The sequence below is a fragment of the Pseudonocardia parietis genome, from assembly GCF_017876315.1.
Classification (GTDB): domain Bacteria; phylum Actinomycetota; class Actinomycetes; order Mycobacteriales; family Pseudonocardiaceae; genus Pseudonocardia; species Pseudonocardia parietis.
This window is the reverse complement of the sequence record NZ_JAGINU010000001.1, coordinates 671300-688298: the sequence shown is the minus strand read 5'-3', so window position 1 is coordinate 688298 and position 16999 is coordinate 671300. Positions and strand designations below refer to the sequence as shown.

Sequence of the window (16999 nt, the reverse complement as noted above, 5' to 3'; positions counted from 1 at the left end):
CGTAGCGAGCCGGAGCCCAGCGACCGTCAGGTTCGGCGGGTGTCCGAGCGGTGGAAGCTGCGGAAGGCCCGGGACGGTGTGGGGCCCCGCTGACCCTGGTAGCGGGAGCCGACGCCCTCGCTGCCGTAGGGCCGCTCGGCCGGGCTGGACAGCCGGAACAGGCACAGCTGGCCGATCTTCATACCGGGCCAGAGGGTGATCGGCAGGTTCGCCACGTTCGAGAGCTCGAGCGTGATGTGCCCGGTGAAGCCGGGGTCGATGAACCCGGCCGTGGAGTGGGTGAGCAGGCCCAGACGCCCGAGCGAGCTCTTGCCCTCCAGCCGCCCGGCCAGGTCGTCGGGCAGACCCACCCGCTCGAACGTCGAGCCGAGCACGAACTCGCCGGGATGCAGCACGAACGACGCGCCGTCCGGCGTCTCGACCGGGGTGGTCAGCTCGTCCTGCTGCTGAGCCGGGTCGATGTGGGTGTAGCGGGAGTTCTGGAACACCCGGAAGTACCGGTCCAGCCGGACGTCGATGCTGGACGGCTGGAGCATCTCGATATCCCACGGGTCGAGCACCAGCCGCCCGGAGTCGATCTCCTTGCGCAGGTCGCCGTCGGAGAGCAGCACCCGCACACCCTAGCGAGCGGCGCTCAGGCCTCCGACGACTCCTCCTCCGAGGAGGATCCGCCGGCACCGTGCAGGCCGTCCTCGCCGGCGGGACCGTCGTCGGGGAGCTGCGGCGAGCGGCACAGCCCGAACATCCAGGCCACCGCCTGCTCGGCCCGGGCCGCCTCGAGACCGTCCGACGACGCCGACCGGCGGCCGTGGTCACCGTCGAGAATCTGGGCGACGGCCGCGGCGGCGTCCTGCGCGGCGATGCTGCGGATCGAGTCGCCCGGCTGCGGGACGTTCGGCCCGTCGACCAGCACCGCGAGGGTGCCGAGGCCGGGTGCGTCGCCGACGAGCTCGTGGTCGTCGCTGACCAGGACGGTCGCGGCGGCGAGCACCGCCAGCTCGTCGGTCGGCCCCGGCTCGGGAACGACGGTGACCCGCGGATGCGCCGCCAGCGACATCGCCGGCTCTTCGGTCGCGAGCGCCCCGGTCACCACGAACTCGACGCGCGGGTAGCGCTCGAGCAGGTCGGCCAGCCCGTCGACGACCGGTGACGACGACGGCCGCTCCAGGTCCACCAGCACGAGCCTGCGGTGCGCGTCGTGCACCCGCTCCAGGGCGGCCGCGCAACCCGGGTCCGCCGGGCCGGGCAGCGAGTTGATCGTGTCGCCGATGGTGAGCACGTTCGGACCGAGCGGGCTGCCGAGCGCGGATCCGCTCGTCGTCAGGAACAGCGACGCGAGCTGGCCGATCACCCGGCGGTGCGCCTCCTGTGGGAACGGACACAGCAGGTCGTCGGTCCCCATGCCCGCCTGCATGTGCACGATCGGGATCCGACGCCAGAACGCGACGGACGCGGCGACCGCAGCCGCCAGCCCACCGCCGTGCACCAGGACCGCGGACGGGTCCTGGTCGACCAGCAGCTGGTCGAGCCGGGTGAACAGCGCCGCGGCGACGGCCGCCATGCCGGGGCCGACGTCGGCGGGCAGCAGGATCGTGATGTCAGCCGGGACGCCGAGCGCCTCGAACGCCTCGTGCACGCCCATCGGGTCGGGCCCGGTGGCGACGGTGATGCCGCAGATGCGGTCCGCGGCGGCGACGGCGGCCGCGACGGGCGCCAGACGGGCGACCTCGGGGCGGCTCCCGGCGATGAGAAGGATGTCGTGCTCGTGCTCCGGCACCTCGCCGACCGCTCCGCTCATCAGCGGATCGAACACGCTCATCGTGATTCCTCCCGTCGGGCCTGACCGACGGCTGGAGTCTGCGGGACCACCTGCGACCGGGTCGAGACGTGCGCGCCGGGAGGTCGGTTCGTGCGGCGACCGGACCCCTGATGGTCCGTGACAGATGCCGGTGGCGTGGTGCTAGGGTGATCTCACGCCATGCGGATGTAGTTCAATGGTAGAACATCAGCTTCCCAAGCTGAATACGCGGGTTCGATTCCCGTCATCCGCTCGCAACACGAAGGCCCAGGTCAGCGGGTACATCCCGTCGAGACCTGGGCCTTCGTCGTTCGGTCGGATCAGCGCCGCATGCGATCCCTGTGCGATTCGGACAGCTCACCTCCACCTGCGACCGGTGGCTCGTACTCGTCGCCGTGCGGTCGGCCGGAGCTGTGCCCGGTGATCACCCGTTATGGCATGCGCTCCACCACCGTAGATCTCGTTCCGGCCGCCCCCGGGGACACCGGCGCAGAGGCCGTTGACACGATGGAGCATCGGCTGGTCCGCGCCTGCCGGCTCCGGCCCCGCAGCGCGGCGGTGGTGTGAGCACGGAACCGGGTAGCTGGATCAGCCCGCCGACCAAGTGATCACACCGGGCACGCCCGGGCGAGAAAGGTGGCACCTTGCCGCTCCCCATCAGTCCTTCGGAAGCGGATGCCGTGGCGGTCAGCCCCGGCACGGCGCTGCAGCAAGCCGGACCCCTGGTGAGCTGGTTCACCGAGAACAGCAGCGCGTTCATCTCCGGCCTGATCAACATCTTGCTGATCCTGGTGCTCGTACTGGTGCTGCGCGCCGTGGTGGGCCGTCTCATCACCCATGGCGTCAAACGGATGGTGGCGTCGCATCAGCGGATCAGCCAGGCCAAGGCCAGGGCGAGGGCTAACAGCATCGTCGTGCAGAAGTCCGAGTCCTCCGGGGATGCGCAGGCGCGCCAGGAACAGCGGGCGATGACGATCGGCTCGGTGCTGCGCAGCATCGCCTCGGCGATCATCTTCGGCGTCGGCTTCATCATGATGCTCGGTGAGGTCGGCATCAATCTCGGGCCGATCCTGGCCAGCGCCGGCGTGGTCGGGCTGGCGGTCGCGTTCGGCGCACAGAACCTCGTGCAGGACTTCATGTCCGGCATCTTCATGATGATCGAGGATCAGTACGGCGTCGGAGACGTGATCGACGTCGGTGACGCCGTGGGCACCGTGGAGGACGTGACGCTGCGCGTCACCAAGATCCGCGACCTCGACGGCGGGTTGTGGCACGTGCGCAACGGCAACATCATGCGCGTCTGCAACATGAACCAGGACTGGGCCAACGCCGTCGTGGAGATCCCGCTGGACTACAGCGTCGACGTGTCCCACGCCGAGACGGTGATCCGCGCGAGCATCTCCGAGTTCGCCGAAAAATCCGAGCACAAGGCGAAGATCCTGGAGAAGCCGGACCTCAGCGGTGTGGTCGGCATCGGCAACGGGTCCGTCACCGTGCGGATCATCGTCAAGACCAAGCCGGGCGAGCAGTGGAGCCTCGGCCGCGCCTTGCGCGGGCATCTCAAGGGCAGCTTCGACGCGGCGGGCATCGCCGTCGCTTACCCCCTGCTGCCGGTCAACGGCAGCGGCGCCGTCAAGCAGGGCTGATCAACTCAGCTGCGCGGACAGGGCGTCGTCGGGAGTTCCCGGCGACGCCCTTTTCGTCGGTTTCTCGGCGGCCCTGCCCCCGGCGCTCGGGAGGACGGGTCCGGGCGGCACGCGGCCGGCCGAGCGGATCAGGGGCCGGCAACCCGGTGATCCCCGGTTGTGGAGTGCGGCGTACGTCCGACGTGCGCCGCACTCCACAACTGGTGATCTTCGCGGACGGGCCGGGTCAGAGCGCGGGGCGCCCGATCCACCAGGCCCCGGCACCGGCCGCCGTGACCAGCGGGATCAGCACCAGGACGACCGGGCCGGCGAGCACGGCGAACACGCTCAGGCCGACGGCGGCGGCGCCGGCGCCCAGCCCGGAGGTGATCGCGAGCGAGTTCGCCCGGTCGCCGGTGGGCTCAGCGGCCACCCAGGACAGCGTGCGGACGACCGCCCCGACGAAGACCGCCAGCACCACGCCCGCCAGCACGGCACCCGGCGGCAGCGCGGCACCCGCCGCGAGCACGACCGGGATCGCGAGCGCGGTGACAACGGCGGTCAGCAGGGCGCGCAGGGACCGCATCAGCGGCGGGACGGGGGTACTCACACATCTCATTGTCCAGGTACTGACCTGCGGTTTCGATGTAACGTGCATGACCCCCGAGCCCCGCGGGCGGGGTCAGTACAGCCGCTCGGCGAGGCCCGCCCCGTAGTACTCCTCGAGCTTGTCCAACGGCTCGTCCGGCCGGGCGAACTCCTTGGCGATCGCGGCGACCGAGGGGAGCCGGTCCTTCCCCGGCCAGCTGTCCGTCCGCCACAGCTCGGAGCGCATGAATGCCTTGGGGCAGTGGAAGAACACCTGGTCGACGGCGATCTCGCAGGCGAGCAGCGGGCGCCTGCCCTTCACCGCGAGCGTGTCGAAGTAGTCCGCGTCCTGCACGAGGCGGGCCCGGCCGTTGATCCGGAGCGTGTCGGAGCGGCCCGGCACCAGGAAGAGCAGGCCGACGTGCGGGTTCTCCAGGACGTTGCGCCAGCCGTCGACGCGGCCGTTGCCGGGGCGCTCCGGGATCACGACCGTGTGGTCGTCGACGACGTGCACGAAGCCGGCGGGATCGCCCTTCGGTGAGACGTCGCAGGTGCCGTCCGCGCCGGAGGTCGCCAGCAGCACGAACCGGGAGACCGCCAGCCACTCGCGGTGCGTCTTCTGCAGGTGGTCGCGTTCCTTGGCGATCGCCGGGGCCATCGGCTCCCCGGTGATCGCCTGCAGGTCGGCGAGGGTGCGGATCTCGGTCGCGGTGTCCTCCGGCGCGCTGGTCATGGGCCCCACGGTAGGTACCGCGCGGCGGATGGTCGTCGTCCTTTCGGCTACGGCCGCAGACGCCGGGCGTCATCCCACCACGGTGAGCAGGTCGGCGGCCGGGCGCGAGGCGGGCGGCTCCCCGGCGGCGGCCATCTCCTCGGCCACGCGCAGCACCTCGGCGTTCACCGGGGTCGGGACCCGGTACGTCGAGCCCAGGGCGATGATCTCACCGTTGAGGTACCGGGCCTCGATCGAGCCGGCCCCGCGGGACAGGCTCTGCCAGGACGACGACCCGCGGCGCGACTGCCCGGCGACCGGCTGCTCGGTGATGATTCCCGCGCGGCGGACCCGGTCGTCGTCACCGGTACGGGCGGTGATCCCTGCGGCGGCGAAACAGGCCTCGCCCTCGGCGGTGGCCGCCTCGATCACCCGCCGGGCGACCGGGTCGGCGACCCCGCAGATCGCGTCCACCGCGTTGCCGAGGTTGGTGAGGAGCTTGCCGTACTTGGCGTCCATCACGGCCGGGTCGGCCCGGGAGGCGAACCCCGCGGCGGTGAGGTCGGCGGCGATCGCCGCGCTCGTCGCGTCCGCACCGGACGGATGGGTTCCGACGTCCAGCACCCCGGCCAGCGGCGCGGACGACGCGATCACCACGCCCGGCTCGTAGTGCTCGGCCGGGAGGATCACCAGCATCGCCTGCACCCGGTCGAACCGCTCGGCGGCGGCCCGCTCGTTGGCGACGCCGTTCTGCGCGCAGACCACGGTGACCCCGGGCGCGACGGCGGTCAGCTCCGCCAGCACGGGGCCGGTGTCCTGGGACTTGACCGCGAGCACCGCGACGTCGCCGGGCGCCCAGGGCACCGCCGCAACCGACCCGACGGCCGGGATCCGGTGCACCGTCGAGCCGTCGGGGGAGTCCAGGCGCAGCCCGTCCGAGCGGATCGCGTCCAGGTGTGCGCCGCGGGCGACCAGCACGACGTCCCGGCCGGCTCCGTGCAGACGGGCACCGATCGTCCCGCCGACGGCACCCGCCCCGATCACCACGTACCGCGTCCTCACGCGTCGTGCTTCCGCAGCAGGGTCGCCGGGGCCTTGCGCCGCCACGCCTCCTCGACCAGCTCGGCGAGCTGCCCCGGGTCGATCCGGTCGAGGTCGACGAGGATCGCGCCGTAGCCGTCGTAGTGCGCGGTGGTGCTGAACGCCGGATCACCGGAGGCGAGCAGTGCCTCCTTCTCCTCGAGCGAGCACATCAGCACCAGCAGCCCCTCGGCCTCGCTCCGGAGCCGGGCGAAACCCTTGCCGCGGACCTTCAGCGACGGCGTCCGGTACCAGGTCGACTCCTCCACCTCCGGTAACGCGGACCCGATGCGTACGACGTCGTCCCAGCTCGGCATGCGGCTCATCGTGCCGTGTCCGCGCGGCGCCGTCGTGGAGATATCAGAGGTGCTTCGCCAGGAAGGTGTCGACGGCGGCCTTCCCGTCCGCGACGTACTCCTCGGCCTTCCACCGCTGCACCAGCTCCGCACCGGGAGCGAGCTCGGTGAGCCGGCGCGACGCCGACTCCGGGTGGAACTCGTCGCCGCCCATCAGGACCAGCCACGGCGTCGTGCACCGGGCGAGCGCCTCGTCGGGCACGGAGAACAGCATCCCGCCGCCGCCGTACATGTTCGCCCGGAAGGAGGCCCAGTCGTCGTCGGACGCCTCCGGGTGGTCCGCCGCGAGCTCGGCGCTCCAGGCGTCGAACATCTCCTCGAAGCGGTGCTGGTTGTCCGCGCGGCCGATCGGCTGCAGCGTGACGGCGGCGCGGACCCGCTCCGGCGCGGTGGCCAGCAGGTTCGCGATGTACGAGCCGCCGATGCACATGCCGAGCACCGCGAACTCGTCGACGCCGAGGTGATCGAGCAGGGCGAGCTGGTCGGCGGTGTAGGTGGACCAGCCGTCCGTGCCGTGCACCTGACCGACCGAGGCACCGGCGTTGCGCTGGTCCATCGCGATCACCCGGTACCGGTCGGCGAGGTGCGCGACCGGGTTCCACGGCGCCTTCTCCCAGGCGCTGATCGCCGACCGCATCCCACCGGGCGCGATCAGCAGGATCGGGAACCCGGCGCCGTGCTCCTCGTAGTGCAGATCGGCATCGGGACGGGCGAACGACGGCATGCGGGGAGATTAGGTCACCCGCGAGGGAGTCCGCTTCTCCGGACGGCGCCGCGCCAGGATCGACGTGCCGTAGACGACCAGCGCCAGGCCGAGCAGGAGCATCCACGTCGCGCCGGGACGCACGGTGTCGTCGAGCAGGGTGATGCCGACCATCCCGGGCACCACGACCTGCACCACCATGTACAGCGCGGTCACGGTCGCGATGTCACCCAGCTGCAGCGCGCGGGCGTAGTTGTAGAGCCCGGTCGCCGCCATCCCGGCCAGCACGTAGACCAGCGGCTCCGAGAGCAACCCGGACAGGCCTGCCTCCTCGGAGACGTGCATGGCCCGGATGCAGACCGAGCCCCCGCCGAGACCGAGCCCGGCGAGCACCGCCGACGGCCACGGCGTGGTGCCCCGCCGGATCACCAGCGTCACCACCATGAACAGGACCAGCGCCACGACCAGGACGGCGACCGTGGTGACGTACCCGGTCAGGGACTCCTTGCGCTCGGTGCCTGCGCTGCCCGCGACCAGCGCGAGCCCGATCATGCTGGCGCCGATCGCGAGCCGGTGCACCGGGCGCAGCCACTCGCCCCGTACGTACCGGGCGTAGAGGGCCGTCAGCGCGATCGCCCCGGCCAGCATCGCCTGCACCGCGAAGATCGGGATGAACTGCAGCGCGACGACCAGGCAGAGCCAGGTCACGATGTCCATCCCGATTCCGCCGACGAAGCGCGGGCGGGTCAGCACCGCGCTGGTCCGGCCGCCCTGGCGGGCCGCATCGGCCTGCAGGATCGCCGCGACCGTGCTGCAGAGCATCGCCAGCGCGCCGAAGATCATCCCGATCAGCACGGGCGCCCCCGGAGGCTCCGGGCACGAGCGGTCGCGAAGATCGGCACCGCCCGATTCTCGCCTACTGCCGGCGGGCTCCCGCCGGGCGGGCGTCGGACGACGGGGCGATGCGCTGCGCGGGAAGGCCGGCCGGCTGCGGGCTGACCTCGAAGAAGCCGCTCATCAGTCCACTGTCGGCATGATCACCGCGCTCGACGGCGCTCCGCCACGGGGAGTCGCCGGTGCCGGCGGCGCGCCGCCGGAGGAGCAGGGCCCGCGGACGCTCGGTCAGCACCAGCACCAGGACGGTGATCGCGACGCCGACGAGCAGCGGTCCGCCGAGCAGCAGGACCGGCCACCCGAAACCCAGGTACGCGACCACCAGGGCGCCCACGGCCATCCCCATGACCATCCCCGCCAACCGTGCCACCGCGCGCCCCCTCAGACCGTGCCCACCCCGCGACCGACCGTAGTTTTACCACCTCAGAGTGGGTGCGCCGACGCGACCCGTCGCGTCGACGGTCACACCTTCGAGAATCCGGGCGAGGGGGACCCGATAAGGGCCGAGCCGGCGTGGGGGCTCCCGGTTCCACGCCGGCCCGGCGGTCCGAATCATCCCGTCCCGCACGGAGTGCCGACGGGGCGGGGGTCACTCGCCGCTGTCGTCGCAGCGCATTCGGTGATCGGGTCGTTCAGGCGCGACGCCCCGGGCGGTCACGCGATCGCATCCGGGGTCGTGGTCGTCGCCTCGAGAGTGGGGGTCGCAGGGGTCGGCGTCGACGACTCCGAGGCCTCGACCGGAGTCGGCGGTGGCTCGGTGTCCGGAGTGGATGTGGACGGACCTGCGGGGGTCGGCGGAGCGGGCGACGTGACCGGCGGCGCGGACGACGGGGCCGGAACCGGCGCCGTCGGCGGGGCGGGTGCGGCGGCGGTCCCGCCGCCCGGGACCACGGTTCCCGGACCGGCCGGCTCCGTCGTTCCCGCCCCGGCCGCCGGCGTCCGCCCGGCCGCCGGGGCCCGCTCGCTCACCGGAGCGGACGTGCTGCTCCGGGCGGCGACGGTCGCGTCGGCAGGACGCGAGACATGCCCGACCGGGGCGCCGGCCTCGGGTGCCGCAGCCGGCGGTACGACGGGTGCCGGCGCGGGTTCCGAGGTCGACGGCAGCGTGGGCGCGGCACTGAGCTCACCGAACGTGGCCTGTCCTGTCGGCCAGAACATGAGCACCCCGACGAGCAGGGAGGCCCCTGCGACGCCGCCGGCGCCCATCAGGAACCGCTGCCGGGCCGGTGTGCGCGGCGCCGCCGGAGCACCCGTGTCCCGCCTGACGACGGTGTCCGGGGCCGGGCGCTCGGGGCGGGGGGCGACCGGCTGCGCGGGGGCACTCCGGTGCCGCCCGGAACCGGGTGTCGTCGCACCGGCGTGCCCCGCGGCGGGGCCGGACGGAGCGGGGACGCCCCGGCGTGGACCGCCCGGCGGGAGCGGGCCGGTCGGTGGCTCCAGCAGTCCGACCGCGGCGGCGGGAACCCGCTCGCCGCGGAGCGCGGTCTGCCGCGGACGCGACGGCTCCGGCTCGCGTGGAGCCGGGATCCGGATCGAACCGGAGTGCCCGGGCAGGTCGATCAGCCCGGCCCCCGGTGCGACGGCCAGTGCGGCACCACGGGCCGCGTCGCCCACCGGGTCGGCGGCGACCGACAGCGGCCGGCCGAGCTCCGCCGAGAGCAGCTGCACGGCCATCGGCATCCGCGCGGCGCCGCCGGCGAGCAGCACGTCGGCGTCCGGGGCCACCGCGAGGGCCTCCTCGACCAGTCCGGTGACCGGTTCGAGGGCCGGGCGGGCGAGCTCGTCGAGGTCCGAGCGGTGGATCCGGATCGCGGTCCGGATCCCCGGCAGCTCGACCGGGACGGTCACGACGGTGTCGCGCGACAGCATCTCCTTGGCGGAGCGGCACTCGTCGCGCAGGACGGTCAGGCCGGCGAGCACCCGCGGGTCGTCGACGTCCAGTGCGTCGAACGCCGGGGTGGCGCGACGGACGAAGTCGAACACCGCGTCGTCGATGTCGGCGCCACCGGTGTGGTTCGCCGCAGACGGCCCGGTGATCGACGGCAGCACTCCGGGTGCCGCCGGAGCCAGCACGGTCGCGGTGGAGCCGTGACCGCCCAGGTCGACGACGGCGAGCGGCCGGTGACCGGGTGCCCCGGTGCGGTGGGCCAGCGCCACGGCCTGCGGCGCGGCCACGAGGGAGACCGTCAGGCCGTACCGGTCGAGCGCCCCGGCCAGCAGATCCCGCTTGTGCCGCCCCCAGGAGACGGGGTGAGTGAGACCGATCCGCGCCGGCCCCGCACCGTGGGCCGCCGCGACCTCGTCCACCAGGTGGCGGACCAGGCGGGCGCAGAGGTCCTCGGCGCGGTACGGGACGCCACCCAGGGAGAGCGGGGTCGGGTCACCGACCCGGGCGAGGAACCCGCGCGCGACCCGGTCCGGGTCCGCCGGGGCCCGTCGCCGGGCGGCCTCGCCACAGAGGAGGTCACCGGCCGGGGTCGCCACGAGCACGGCCGGCACCGCGTACGCGGCACCGCGCTCGGGCCGGAACGGCTCGGCGCCTCCCCCGCGCGCCGGGAGCAGCGCGGCAGTCACCGCGGTCGCGCCCAGGTCGATCCCGAGCAGGTAGGACATGTCCCTTCCCCTCGTCGACGGCAAATCCCCCGACTCGCCGCGTGCGGTGGGCGTCGTAGCCCTTCCCGGATGCAATCGGTTCGTGACGCCGCGCTGTTAACCGATGCCGCACAGCAATTCTCGGTGGGGGGCCGATCCCCTAACGGCCCCTATCGGGACCCGGAGCGATCCCCGATGGCCGGCGCGGGCGGCGTGCCTAACGTCATTCCCATCACCGGCCGACGCCCCTCGAGCCGGTACCCACACCGAAACCCGGAGGCACCCCATGGCGACCGAATCCATCTCCCTGATCGACTTCCTGAAGAAGCTGCTGGCCGGCGACTCCGAGAGCATCCAGCTCCGCGACTGGTTCCAGGAGAACCCGCAGGCCGTCCTGCACCACTACGGCCTGGACGAGTACACCCCGGACGACGTCCACGACGCGATCGTGCTGATGCAGGACAACGACACCGTCTCGTTCGACCGGAACTACGACACCGGCTTCGACGGCGGCAAGGGCGGCTGGGACTGGGACGGCGGCAAGGACGGTGGCAAGGAGGGTGGCCACCACGAGGCCGCCACTCACGAGAAGGTGCACGTCGAGGACAACTACTTCTCCTACGACGTCGACGACCGCGACACCGTCGTCGACAACTCGGTCAACCAGAACGTCGACACCGACGGTGGGGACTTCCGCCAGCAGATCGAGACCAACTCGGTGACCGCCTCCGGCGACGGTGCCGTGGCCGCCGGCGGGGACATCGAGGACTCCACCATCACCTCCGGCGACGGCAACATCGTCGGCGACGGCAACCAGGTCGTGTCCGGTGACGACAACACCGTGGCCTTCGGCGACGGTTCGGCCTACGAGGTCGGCGACGTCTCCGCCGACAACGGTGCGGGCATCTCCTTCGGCGGCAACGCCAGCGGCAACGACTCGGTCGAGGACTCGTACAACGAGACCACCACGACCACGACCAACACCACCGAGACCGACTTCGAGGACTCGTTCAACACCACGAGCGACGACTCGGAGAGCAACACCAACACCGACAGCTTCAACAGCAGCGTCGGCTCCGGCAACGACGTCGAGGCGGACCTCGACCTGACGGTCGGCTGACCGGCAGGTACTGCCTCGGTGAGCGGGCCGGGACGCGAACCCGGCCCGCTCGTCCCCTCCCCCCTTCCACACCTTCGTCGCCCGCCCGAGTGCGACGACACCCCTTGAGGAGATCGCCATGTCCGACGAGAAGTCGCTGATCCAGTTCATCATGGACCTGCTGCGCGACCCGCAGAAGCTGGCCGAGTTCAAGGACGACCCGCAGGGCGCCCTGGCCTCCTGCGGCCTGTCCGAGGTCTCCGCCGAGGACGTGCACGACGCCATCGTCCTGGCCCAGGACAACGACGACGTCTCGTTCGACCGCGACTACAACACCGGTGGCGGCAGCAGCGGTGGCGGCCACCAGGCCCCGCCGCCGGTCGAGCACCCGGAGCCCGGCGAGGACCCGGTCACCTACCTCGACAAGTACGTGACCAACAACCACTACACCTACAACGTCGACGACCGCGACACCACCGTCGACAACTCGATCAACCAGAACATCGACACCGGCGGCGGTGACTTCGACCAGGACATCGAGACCAACTCGGTCGTCGCGTCCGGTGACGGCGCGGTGGGTGCCGGCGGGGACATCGAGGACTCCACCATCACCACCGGCGACGACAACATCGTCGGCGACGACAACCAGGTCGTCTCCGGTGACGACAACACCGTGGCCTTCGGCAACGGCTCGGCCTACGACGTCGGCGACGTCTCCGCCGACGACGGCGCGGGCGTCTCCTTCGGTGGCGACGCCGCCGGCAACCACTCGACCGACGACTCGTTCAACACGGACGAGGAGACCACGACCAACGAGACCTCGACCTCCTACGAGGACTCGTTCAACGAGCAGGTCGACTCCTCGCAGAGCACCGTCAACGACGACAGCTTCAACAGCGACGTGCTCTCGAACAACGAGCTCGAGGTCGCCGCCGACGCGGACGTGTCGCTCTGACCTCTCTGCGATACGGTCTCGCCTGACGGACGGTTCGCCCGCCGGAAGGGTCGAGTACCGCCGAACGGCCCATCGGCCCTGGTCACCCACCCGCGGGGGACCGGGGCCGATGGCGTTCGTGTATCCATGACAGGAACGTGACGAGCGGTGCCCGGACCGCTCCGGGGCGATGGGGGGCGCGACGCGTGGCGGTACCGGAAGCGGTAGGCCTGGTCGATCTTGCCCTGAAGGCGGTCGCCGCCTATGAACGCCCGGATCTGACGCCCCGGCTGAAGCATGCGAAGACCCGGCTGACCGACCCCGCGGTGCGGGTACTGGTCGTCGGCGAGTTCAAGCAGGGCAAGAGCCAGCTGGTGAACGCCCTGGTCAACGCCTCTGTCTGCCCGGTCGACGACGACATCGCCACCGCCGTCCCCACGATGGTGCGCTACGGCGAGGACACCACGGTCACGCTGGTGCGCGAGGGGGAGAGCTCCGAGCGCGCCGAGCGCACCCCGGTCCCGATGGAGAAGCTCGCCGAGTACGTCTCGGAGGGCGGCAACCCCGGCAACCGGGCCGGCCTCACCCGCGCCGAGGTCACCCTGCCGCGCAAGCTCCTGCAGAGCGGCCTGGTTCTCGTCGACACGCCCGGCGTCGGCGGGCTGGGCTCCGCGCACGGAGCGGCGACGATGTCCGCGCTGCCGACCGCCGACGCCGTCCTGCTGGTGTCCGACGCCAGCCAGGAGTACACCGCCCCGGAGATCGAGTTCCTGCAGGCGGCACGCAAGCTCTGCCCGAACGTCGCCTGCGTGGTCACGAAGACCGACCTCTACCCCCACTGGCGGCGCATCGTCGAGCTCGACGAGGGTCACCTCGCACGCGCCCGCATCGACGCCTCGCTGCTGCCGGTGTCCTCGGCGCTGCGACTGCACGCGGCCCGCACCCAGGACCTCGACCTCATCGCCGAGTCCGGGTTCCAGGCGCTGGTCGGTTTCCTGCTGCGCAAGGTGGTCGCCCGGGCCGACGACCTGAGCCGCCGGTCGACCAGCCAGGACGTACTCGTCACCTGCCAGGCGCTCGAGTCGCGGATGCGCGCCGAGCTGATGTCGCAGAACGACCCGGAGAAGGCCGGCGCGCTGGCGACGGAGCTGGAGGCCGCCCGGTCCCGGGTGGACGCGCTGCGGCAGCGGTCGGCGCGCTGGCAGACCACGCTGAACGACGGCGTCGCCGACCTGATCGCCGACATCGACTACGACCTGCGCGACCGGCTGCGCGCCGTCTCCCGGGACGGTGAGCAGCTCCTGGAGGACGCCGACCCGGCCGACATCTGGGAGCAGTTCGCCGAGTGGTTCCACAAGCAGGTCTCGCACGCGGTCGCGCAGAACTTCGTGTGGACGACCGAGCGGGCCCGCTGGCTGGCCGAGCAGGTGGCCGAGCACTTCGCCGAGGACGTCGACGTGCAGCTGCCCGACCTGCGGATCGCCGGCGGCGCGGTAGCCGGCAAGGTCGACGCGCTGGAGATGCCGGTCGGGGAGAACTTCGGCGTCGGGCAGAAGTTGTTCGTCGGCATGCGCGGTGGCTACGGCGGTCTGCTGATGATCGGACTCGCGTCCACCGTGGCCGGGTTCGCGCTGCTCAACCCGCTCTCGGTCGGGGCCGGGCTGCTGTTCGGCGCGAAGACCGTCCGGGACGAGAAGAAGCGGCTCGTGCAGCGCCGCCAGGCGGACGCCAAGAACGCCGTCCGGCGGCACATCGACGAGGTGACATTCCAGGTCGGCAAGGACTCGCGGGACAACCTGCGGCAGATCCAGCGCGAGCTGCGCGACCACTTCACCGCGCTCGCCGAGGAGCTGTCGGAGTCGCTGAAGGGATCGGTCGCTGCGGCGCAGACGGCCGTCAAGGACGATGCCGCCCGGCAGAAGCGGGTCGCGGATCTGGAGTCGGAGCTGGAACGCGTCGACGGGCTCGCCGAGCGGGCCCGGAAGCTGGCCGCGGCGGTGGAGACGTCGTGAGCACCCTGACCGAGCAGACCCGGGCCCTGCTGCGCGCCGCCCTGGAGGTCTACGGCGACTCCCCGCAGGCCGCCGGCTGGCTGCGCCACCACCTGGACCGGTTCGACGAGCCGCTGCGCGTGGCGATCGCCGGCAAGGTCAAGGCGGGCAAGTCGACCCTGCTCAACGCGCTCGTCGGGGAACGGATCGCGCCCACCGACGCGGGCGAGTGCACCCGGATCGTCACCTGGTACGCCGACGCGCCCGCTCCCGGCGTCCGGATGCGGCCGCGCGACCCCGCCCATCCCGAGCGGCCGCTGACGTTGACCCGCCGCGACGGCGCACTGCGGATCGATCTGCAGGGCATGCCGGTCGAGCAGGTGGACCGGCTGCTGGTCGACTGGCCGTCGCAGCACCTGCGGCGCACCAACCTGATCGACACCCCGGGCATCGCGTCGCTGTCGACCGACACCTCGGCCCGGGCGGGGGAGTTCCTGACCCCGGAGGACGCGCCGTCGCCCGCCGACGCCGTCGTCTACCTCATGCGCCACCTGCACGCGGGTGACGTGCGGTTCCTGGAGTCCTTCCACGACCGCGGCGTCGCCCGCGCGACCCCGGTGAACACCATCGCGGTGCTGTCGCGGGCCGACGAGATCGGCGTGGGCCGGCTCGACGCGCTCACCTCCGCCCGGCGGATCGCGCGCCGCTACCGGAGCGACGACAAGCTGCGCGGACTGTGCCAGACCGTCGTCGCGGTCGCCGGGCTGCTCGCCGAGACGTCCCGGACGATGCGCCAGGACGAGTTCGTCGCGCTCAGCGAGCTGGCCGCGCTGCCGCGCGCCGACGTCGAGGCGCTCCTGCTGTCGGCGGACCGCTTCGGGCGCAGCGAGCTGGACCGGCCGGACGCCGCGACCCGGGTCCGGCTGCTGGAGCGGTTCGGCCTGTTCGGGGTGCGGCTGGGGACCACGCTGATCCGGCAGGGCATGAAGGACCCGACCGCGCTGGCCGACGACCTGGTCCGCCGGTCCGGTCTGGACGAGCTGCGCCGGGTGCTCGACACCCAGTTCTCCGAACGCCGGGACCTGCTCAAGTCACGCTCGGCGCTGCTCGCGGTGGACCTGGTGCTGACTCGCGAGCCCCGCCCGGCCGGAGCCCGGCTGCGCGCCGAGGTGGAGCGGATCCTTGCCGGGGCGCACGAGTTCGTGGAGCTGCGAGCGCTGTCCGACCTGCGCGCGGGGAAGATCGTCTTTCCGCCGGAGGCACTGGCCGACGCCGAGCTCCTGCTCGGCGGCGACGGCGGCTCGGCGAACGCCCGCCTCGGCCTCGGCGACGAGTCAGGTCCCCGCGAGGTGCACGAGGCCGCCACCGAGGCGCTGCGACGCTGGCGGCGCCGGGCGGAGAGCCCGCTCACCGGGCGGGCCTCGGCGGAGGCGGCGCGCATCGTCGTCCGGTCCTGCGAAGGGTTGCTGGCCGACCCGGCCCGTCACCACGCCCACCACTGAGCGCGCCCGCTCGCGGGCAGCTCCGTCAGGGCAGCACCACGATCTTGCCGGTGTGCTCGCCGCGCGCGAACTCCCGCTGGGCGGCGTGTATGCCGGTCAGCGCGTGGCAGGCGGCCACGCGGGGCTGCACGGAGCCGGTCCGGGCGATCCCGGCGAGCCGGTCGAAGTGCGCCGGGGTGTGCATCGACGAGCCGATCAGCGCGATGTTGTGCAGGTACAGCCGCCGCAGGTCGAGACCGATCACCGCCCCGCCGAGGGCACCGGCGATCACCCATCTCCCGCCGTCGCGGAGCGCGGGCAGGACCGAACCCACCGCGTCACCACCGACGACGTCGGCGACGGCGTCGAGTCCGTCCGGCGCGGCCCTGGCGACCGAGGCGGCGAGGTCCCCGTCGTCCCGGTGGATCACCTCGTCGGCACCGGCCCGGCGGACCAGCTCGCTCTTGGCCCGGCTGGTCGAGGCGACGACCCGGGCACCGCGCGCGGCGGCGAGCTGGACCAGCGCCAGCCCCACCCCGCCGGAGGCCCCGGTGACCAGCACCGTCTCCCCGGAGGTGATCCGGGCGCGCTCCAGCATGCCCATGGCCGTGCCGTAGGAGACCGGCAAGCAGGCCAGCTGCTCGTCACTCAGTGGCGAGCCGGTCACGTCGTGCACCCGGTCGGCGGCGGCCACCACGTAGCCGGCGAAGCCGCCGTCGGCCTCGCTGCCCAGCAACCCGACCGGGTTCGCGTCGGGCCCCGAGCGGTCGTAGAGCGCGGGATCCACCAGGACCCGGCGCCCCTCCAGGCCGGGGTCGCCCCCGGCGCCGACGGCGTCCACGGTGCCGGCGATGTCGCCGCCCTGGATGCGCGGGAACCGCACCGTGCCGCGCCAGCCGGCCAGGGCCTCCGGTTGCCCGGGTAGCCCGTACGCACCCTGGCGGGTCCACACATCGGTGTTGTTCACCGCTGCCGCCGACACCCGGATCCGCACCTCACCCGGTCCCGGTTGCGGCACCGGCACCGTGCGCACCTGCAACACCTCCGGGCCACCGAAGCCGGTCAGCACCGCAGCCGTCATCGTGCCCGTCACCACAACCTCCTACACCGATCTGTGAAGTTCGATGCCGACCATAGGTACACAGG

Annotated in this window: 16 protein-coding genes and 1 tRNA gene; 6 read left to right on the top strand and 11 right to left on the bottom strand. The window is 72.6% G+C overall.

Features of this window, described 5'->3' with window-relative positions; genetic code table 11:
* Positions 1 to 26 precede the first annotated feature (26 nt).
* Both dcd and JOF36_RS03295 read right to left on the bottom strand, forming a co-directional pair.
* The gene (dcd, locus tag JOF36_RS03300) at positions 27 to 611 is read right to left on the bottom strand and encodes a dCTP deaminase (protein ID WP_210024951.1); all 585 of its coding nucleotides are present in this window, start codon (positions 609 to 611) and stop codon (positions 27 to 29) included.
* A 23-nt stretch (positions 612 to 634) separates the two neighbouring features.
* Positions 635 to 1819 (bottom strand): UDP-N-acetylglucosamine 2-epimerase, encoded by a 1185-nt coding sequence (locus tag JOF36_RS03295; protein ID WP_210024950.1) that lies wholly within the window; start codon positions 1817 to 1819, stop codon positions 635 to 637.
* 161 nt (positions 1820 to 1980) lie between these two features.
* On the opposite strand from JOF36_RS03295, the gene JOF36_RS03290 reads away from it, so the two are divergent.
* Positions 1981 to 2051, top strand: a tRNA-Gly gene (locus JOF36_RS03290).
* Between the two features lie 391 nt (positions 2052 to 2442).
* Positions 2443 to 3444, top strand: coding sequence for a mechanosensitive ion channel family protein (locus JOF36_RS03285; protein ID WP_210024949.1), 1002 nt, complete (start codon positions 2443 to 2445; stop codon positions 3442 to 3444).
* A 226-nt stretch (positions 3445 to 3670) separates the two neighbouring features.
* On the opposite strand, the gene JOF36_RS03280 is transcribed toward JOF36_RS03285, so the two are convergent.
* The 8 genes from JOF36_RS03280 to JOF36_RS03245 form a co-directional block, all read right to left on the bottom strand.
* Complete coding sequence (locus JOF36_RS03280) at positions 3671 to 4033, bottom strand: hypothetical protein (protein ID WP_210024948.1); 363 nt, start codon at positions 4031 to 4033, stop codon at positions 3671 to 3673.
* Between the two features lie 72 nt (positions 4034 to 4105).
* The gene (locus tag JOF36_RS03275) at positions 4106 to 4744 is read right to left on the bottom strand and encodes an MSMEG_1061 family FMN-dependent PPOX-type flavoprotein (RefSeq protein ID WP_210024947.1); all 639 of its coding nucleotides are present in this window, start codon (positions 4742 to 4744) and stop codon (positions 4106 to 4108) included.
* Between the two features lie 69 nt (positions 4745 to 4813).
* Positions 4814 to 5770: a ketopantoate reductase family protein gene (locus JOF36_RS40685; RefSeq protein ID WP_307862189.1), complete on the bottom strand. Its 957-nt coding sequence runs from the start codon at positions 5768 to 5770 to the stop codon at positions 4814 to 4816.
* Between the two features lie 11 nt (positions 5771 to 5781).
* A complete protein-coding gene (locus JOF36_RS03265; protein WP_210024945.1) occupies positions 5782 to 6120 on the bottom strand; it encodes an MmcQ/YjbR family DNA-binding protein in 339 nt (112 codons plus the stop codon).
* Positions 6121 to 6163: 43 nt separating this feature from the next.
* Positions 6164 to 6883, bottom strand: coding sequence for an alpha/beta fold hydrolase (locus tag JOF36_RS03260; RefSeq protein ID WP_210024944.1), 720 nt, complete (start codon positions 6881 to 6883; stop codon positions 6164 to 6166).
* A gap of 9 nt (positions 6884 to 6892) precedes the next feature.
* Complete coding sequence (locus JOF36_RS03255; protein WP_210024943.1) at positions 6893 to 7717, bottom strand: DMT family transporter; 825 nt, start codon at positions 7715 to 7717, stop codon at positions 6893 to 6895.
* Positions 7718 to 7778: 61 nt separating this feature from the next.
* Positions 7779 to 8126, bottom strand: coding sequence for a hypothetical protein (locus JOF36_RS03250; RefSeq protein ID WP_210024942.1), 348 nt, complete (start codon positions 8124 to 8126; stop codon positions 7779 to 7781).
* A gap of 284 nt (positions 8127 to 8410) precedes the next feature.
* The gene (locus tag JOF36_RS03245; protein ID WP_210024941.1) at positions 8411 to 10369 is read right to left on the bottom strand and encodes an Hsp70 family protein; all 1959 of its coding nucleotides are present in this window, start codon (positions 10367 to 10369) and stop codon (positions 8411 to 8413) included.
* Positions 10370 to 10634: 265 nt separating this feature from the next.
* Here JOF36_RS03245 and JOF36_RS03240 point away from each other — a divergent pair, with 265 nt between their 5' ends.
* From JOF36_RS03240 to JOF36_RS03225, 4 genes are all read left to right on the top strand, one after another.
* The gene (locus tag JOF36_RS03240) at positions 10635 to 11468 is read left to right on the top strand and encodes a hypothetical protein (protein WP_210024940.1); all 834 of its coding nucleotides are present in this window, start codon (positions 10635 to 10637) and stop codon (positions 11466 to 11468) included.
* Positions 11469 to 11586: 118 nt separating this feature from the next.
* Positions 11587 to 12402, top strand: a complete 816-nt coding sequence (locus JOF36_RS03235; RefSeq protein ID WP_210024939.1) for an IniB N-terminal domain-containing protein — start codon at positions 11587 to 11589, stop codon at positions 12400 to 12402.
* 185 nt (positions 12403 to 12587) lie between these two features.
* A complete protein-coding gene (locus JOF36_RS03230; RefSeq protein WP_210024938.1) occupies positions 12588 to 14393 on the top strand; it encodes a dynamin family protein in 1806 nt (601 codons plus the stop codon).
* Positions 14390 to 15874: a dynamin family protein gene (locus JOF36_RS03225; protein WP_210024937.1), complete on the top strand. Its 1485-nt coding sequence runs from the start codon at positions 14390 to 14392 to the stop codon at positions 15872 to 15874. Before JOF36_RS03230 ends, JOF36_RS03225 begins: the two co-directional genes overlap by 4 nt.
* Positions 15875 to 15899: 25 nt before the next feature.
* Here the strand turns inward: JOF36_RS03225 and JOF36_RS03220 are convergent, their stop codons facing one another.
* Positions 15900 to 16946, bottom strand: a complete 1047-nt coding sequence (locus tag JOF36_RS03220; RefSeq protein ID WP_307862188.1) for a zinc-binding dehydrogenase — start codon at positions 16944 to 16946, stop codon at positions 15900 to 15902.
* Between the last annotated feature and the right edge of the window lie 53 nt (positions 16947 to 16999).

Bases quoted from the DNA above. Each gene is read 5' to 3' on its own strand.
- JOF36_RS03240 (WP_210024940.1), top strand. From the start codon at position 10,635: ATGGCGACCGAATCCATCTCCCTGATCGACTTCCTGAAGAAGCTGCTG.
- JOF36_RS03235 (WP_210024939.1), top strand. From the start codon at position 11,587: ATGTCCGACGAGAAGTCGCTGATCCAGTTCATCATGGACCTGCTGCGC.
- JOF36_RS03295 (WP_210024950.1), bottom strand. From the start codon at position 1,819: ATGAGCGTGTTCGATCCGCTGATGAGCGGAGCGGTCGGCGAGGTGCCG.
- JOF36_RS03245 (WP_210024941.1), bottom strand. From the start codon at position 10,369: ATGTCCTACCTGCTCGGGATCGACCTGGGCGCGACCGCGGTGACTGCC.
- JOF36_RS03265 (WP_210024945.1), bottom strand. From the start codon at position 6,120: ATGCCGAGCTGGGACGACGTCGTACGCATCGGGTCCGCGTTACCGGAG.
- JOF36_RS03275 (WP_210024947.1), bottom strand. From the start codon at position 4,744: ATGACCAGCGCGCCGGAGGACACCGCGACCGAGATCCGCACCCTCGCC.
- JOF36_RS03260 (WP_210024944.1), bottom strand. From the start codon at position 6,883: ATGCCGTCGTTCGCCCGTCCCGATGCCGATCTGCACTACGAGGAGCAC.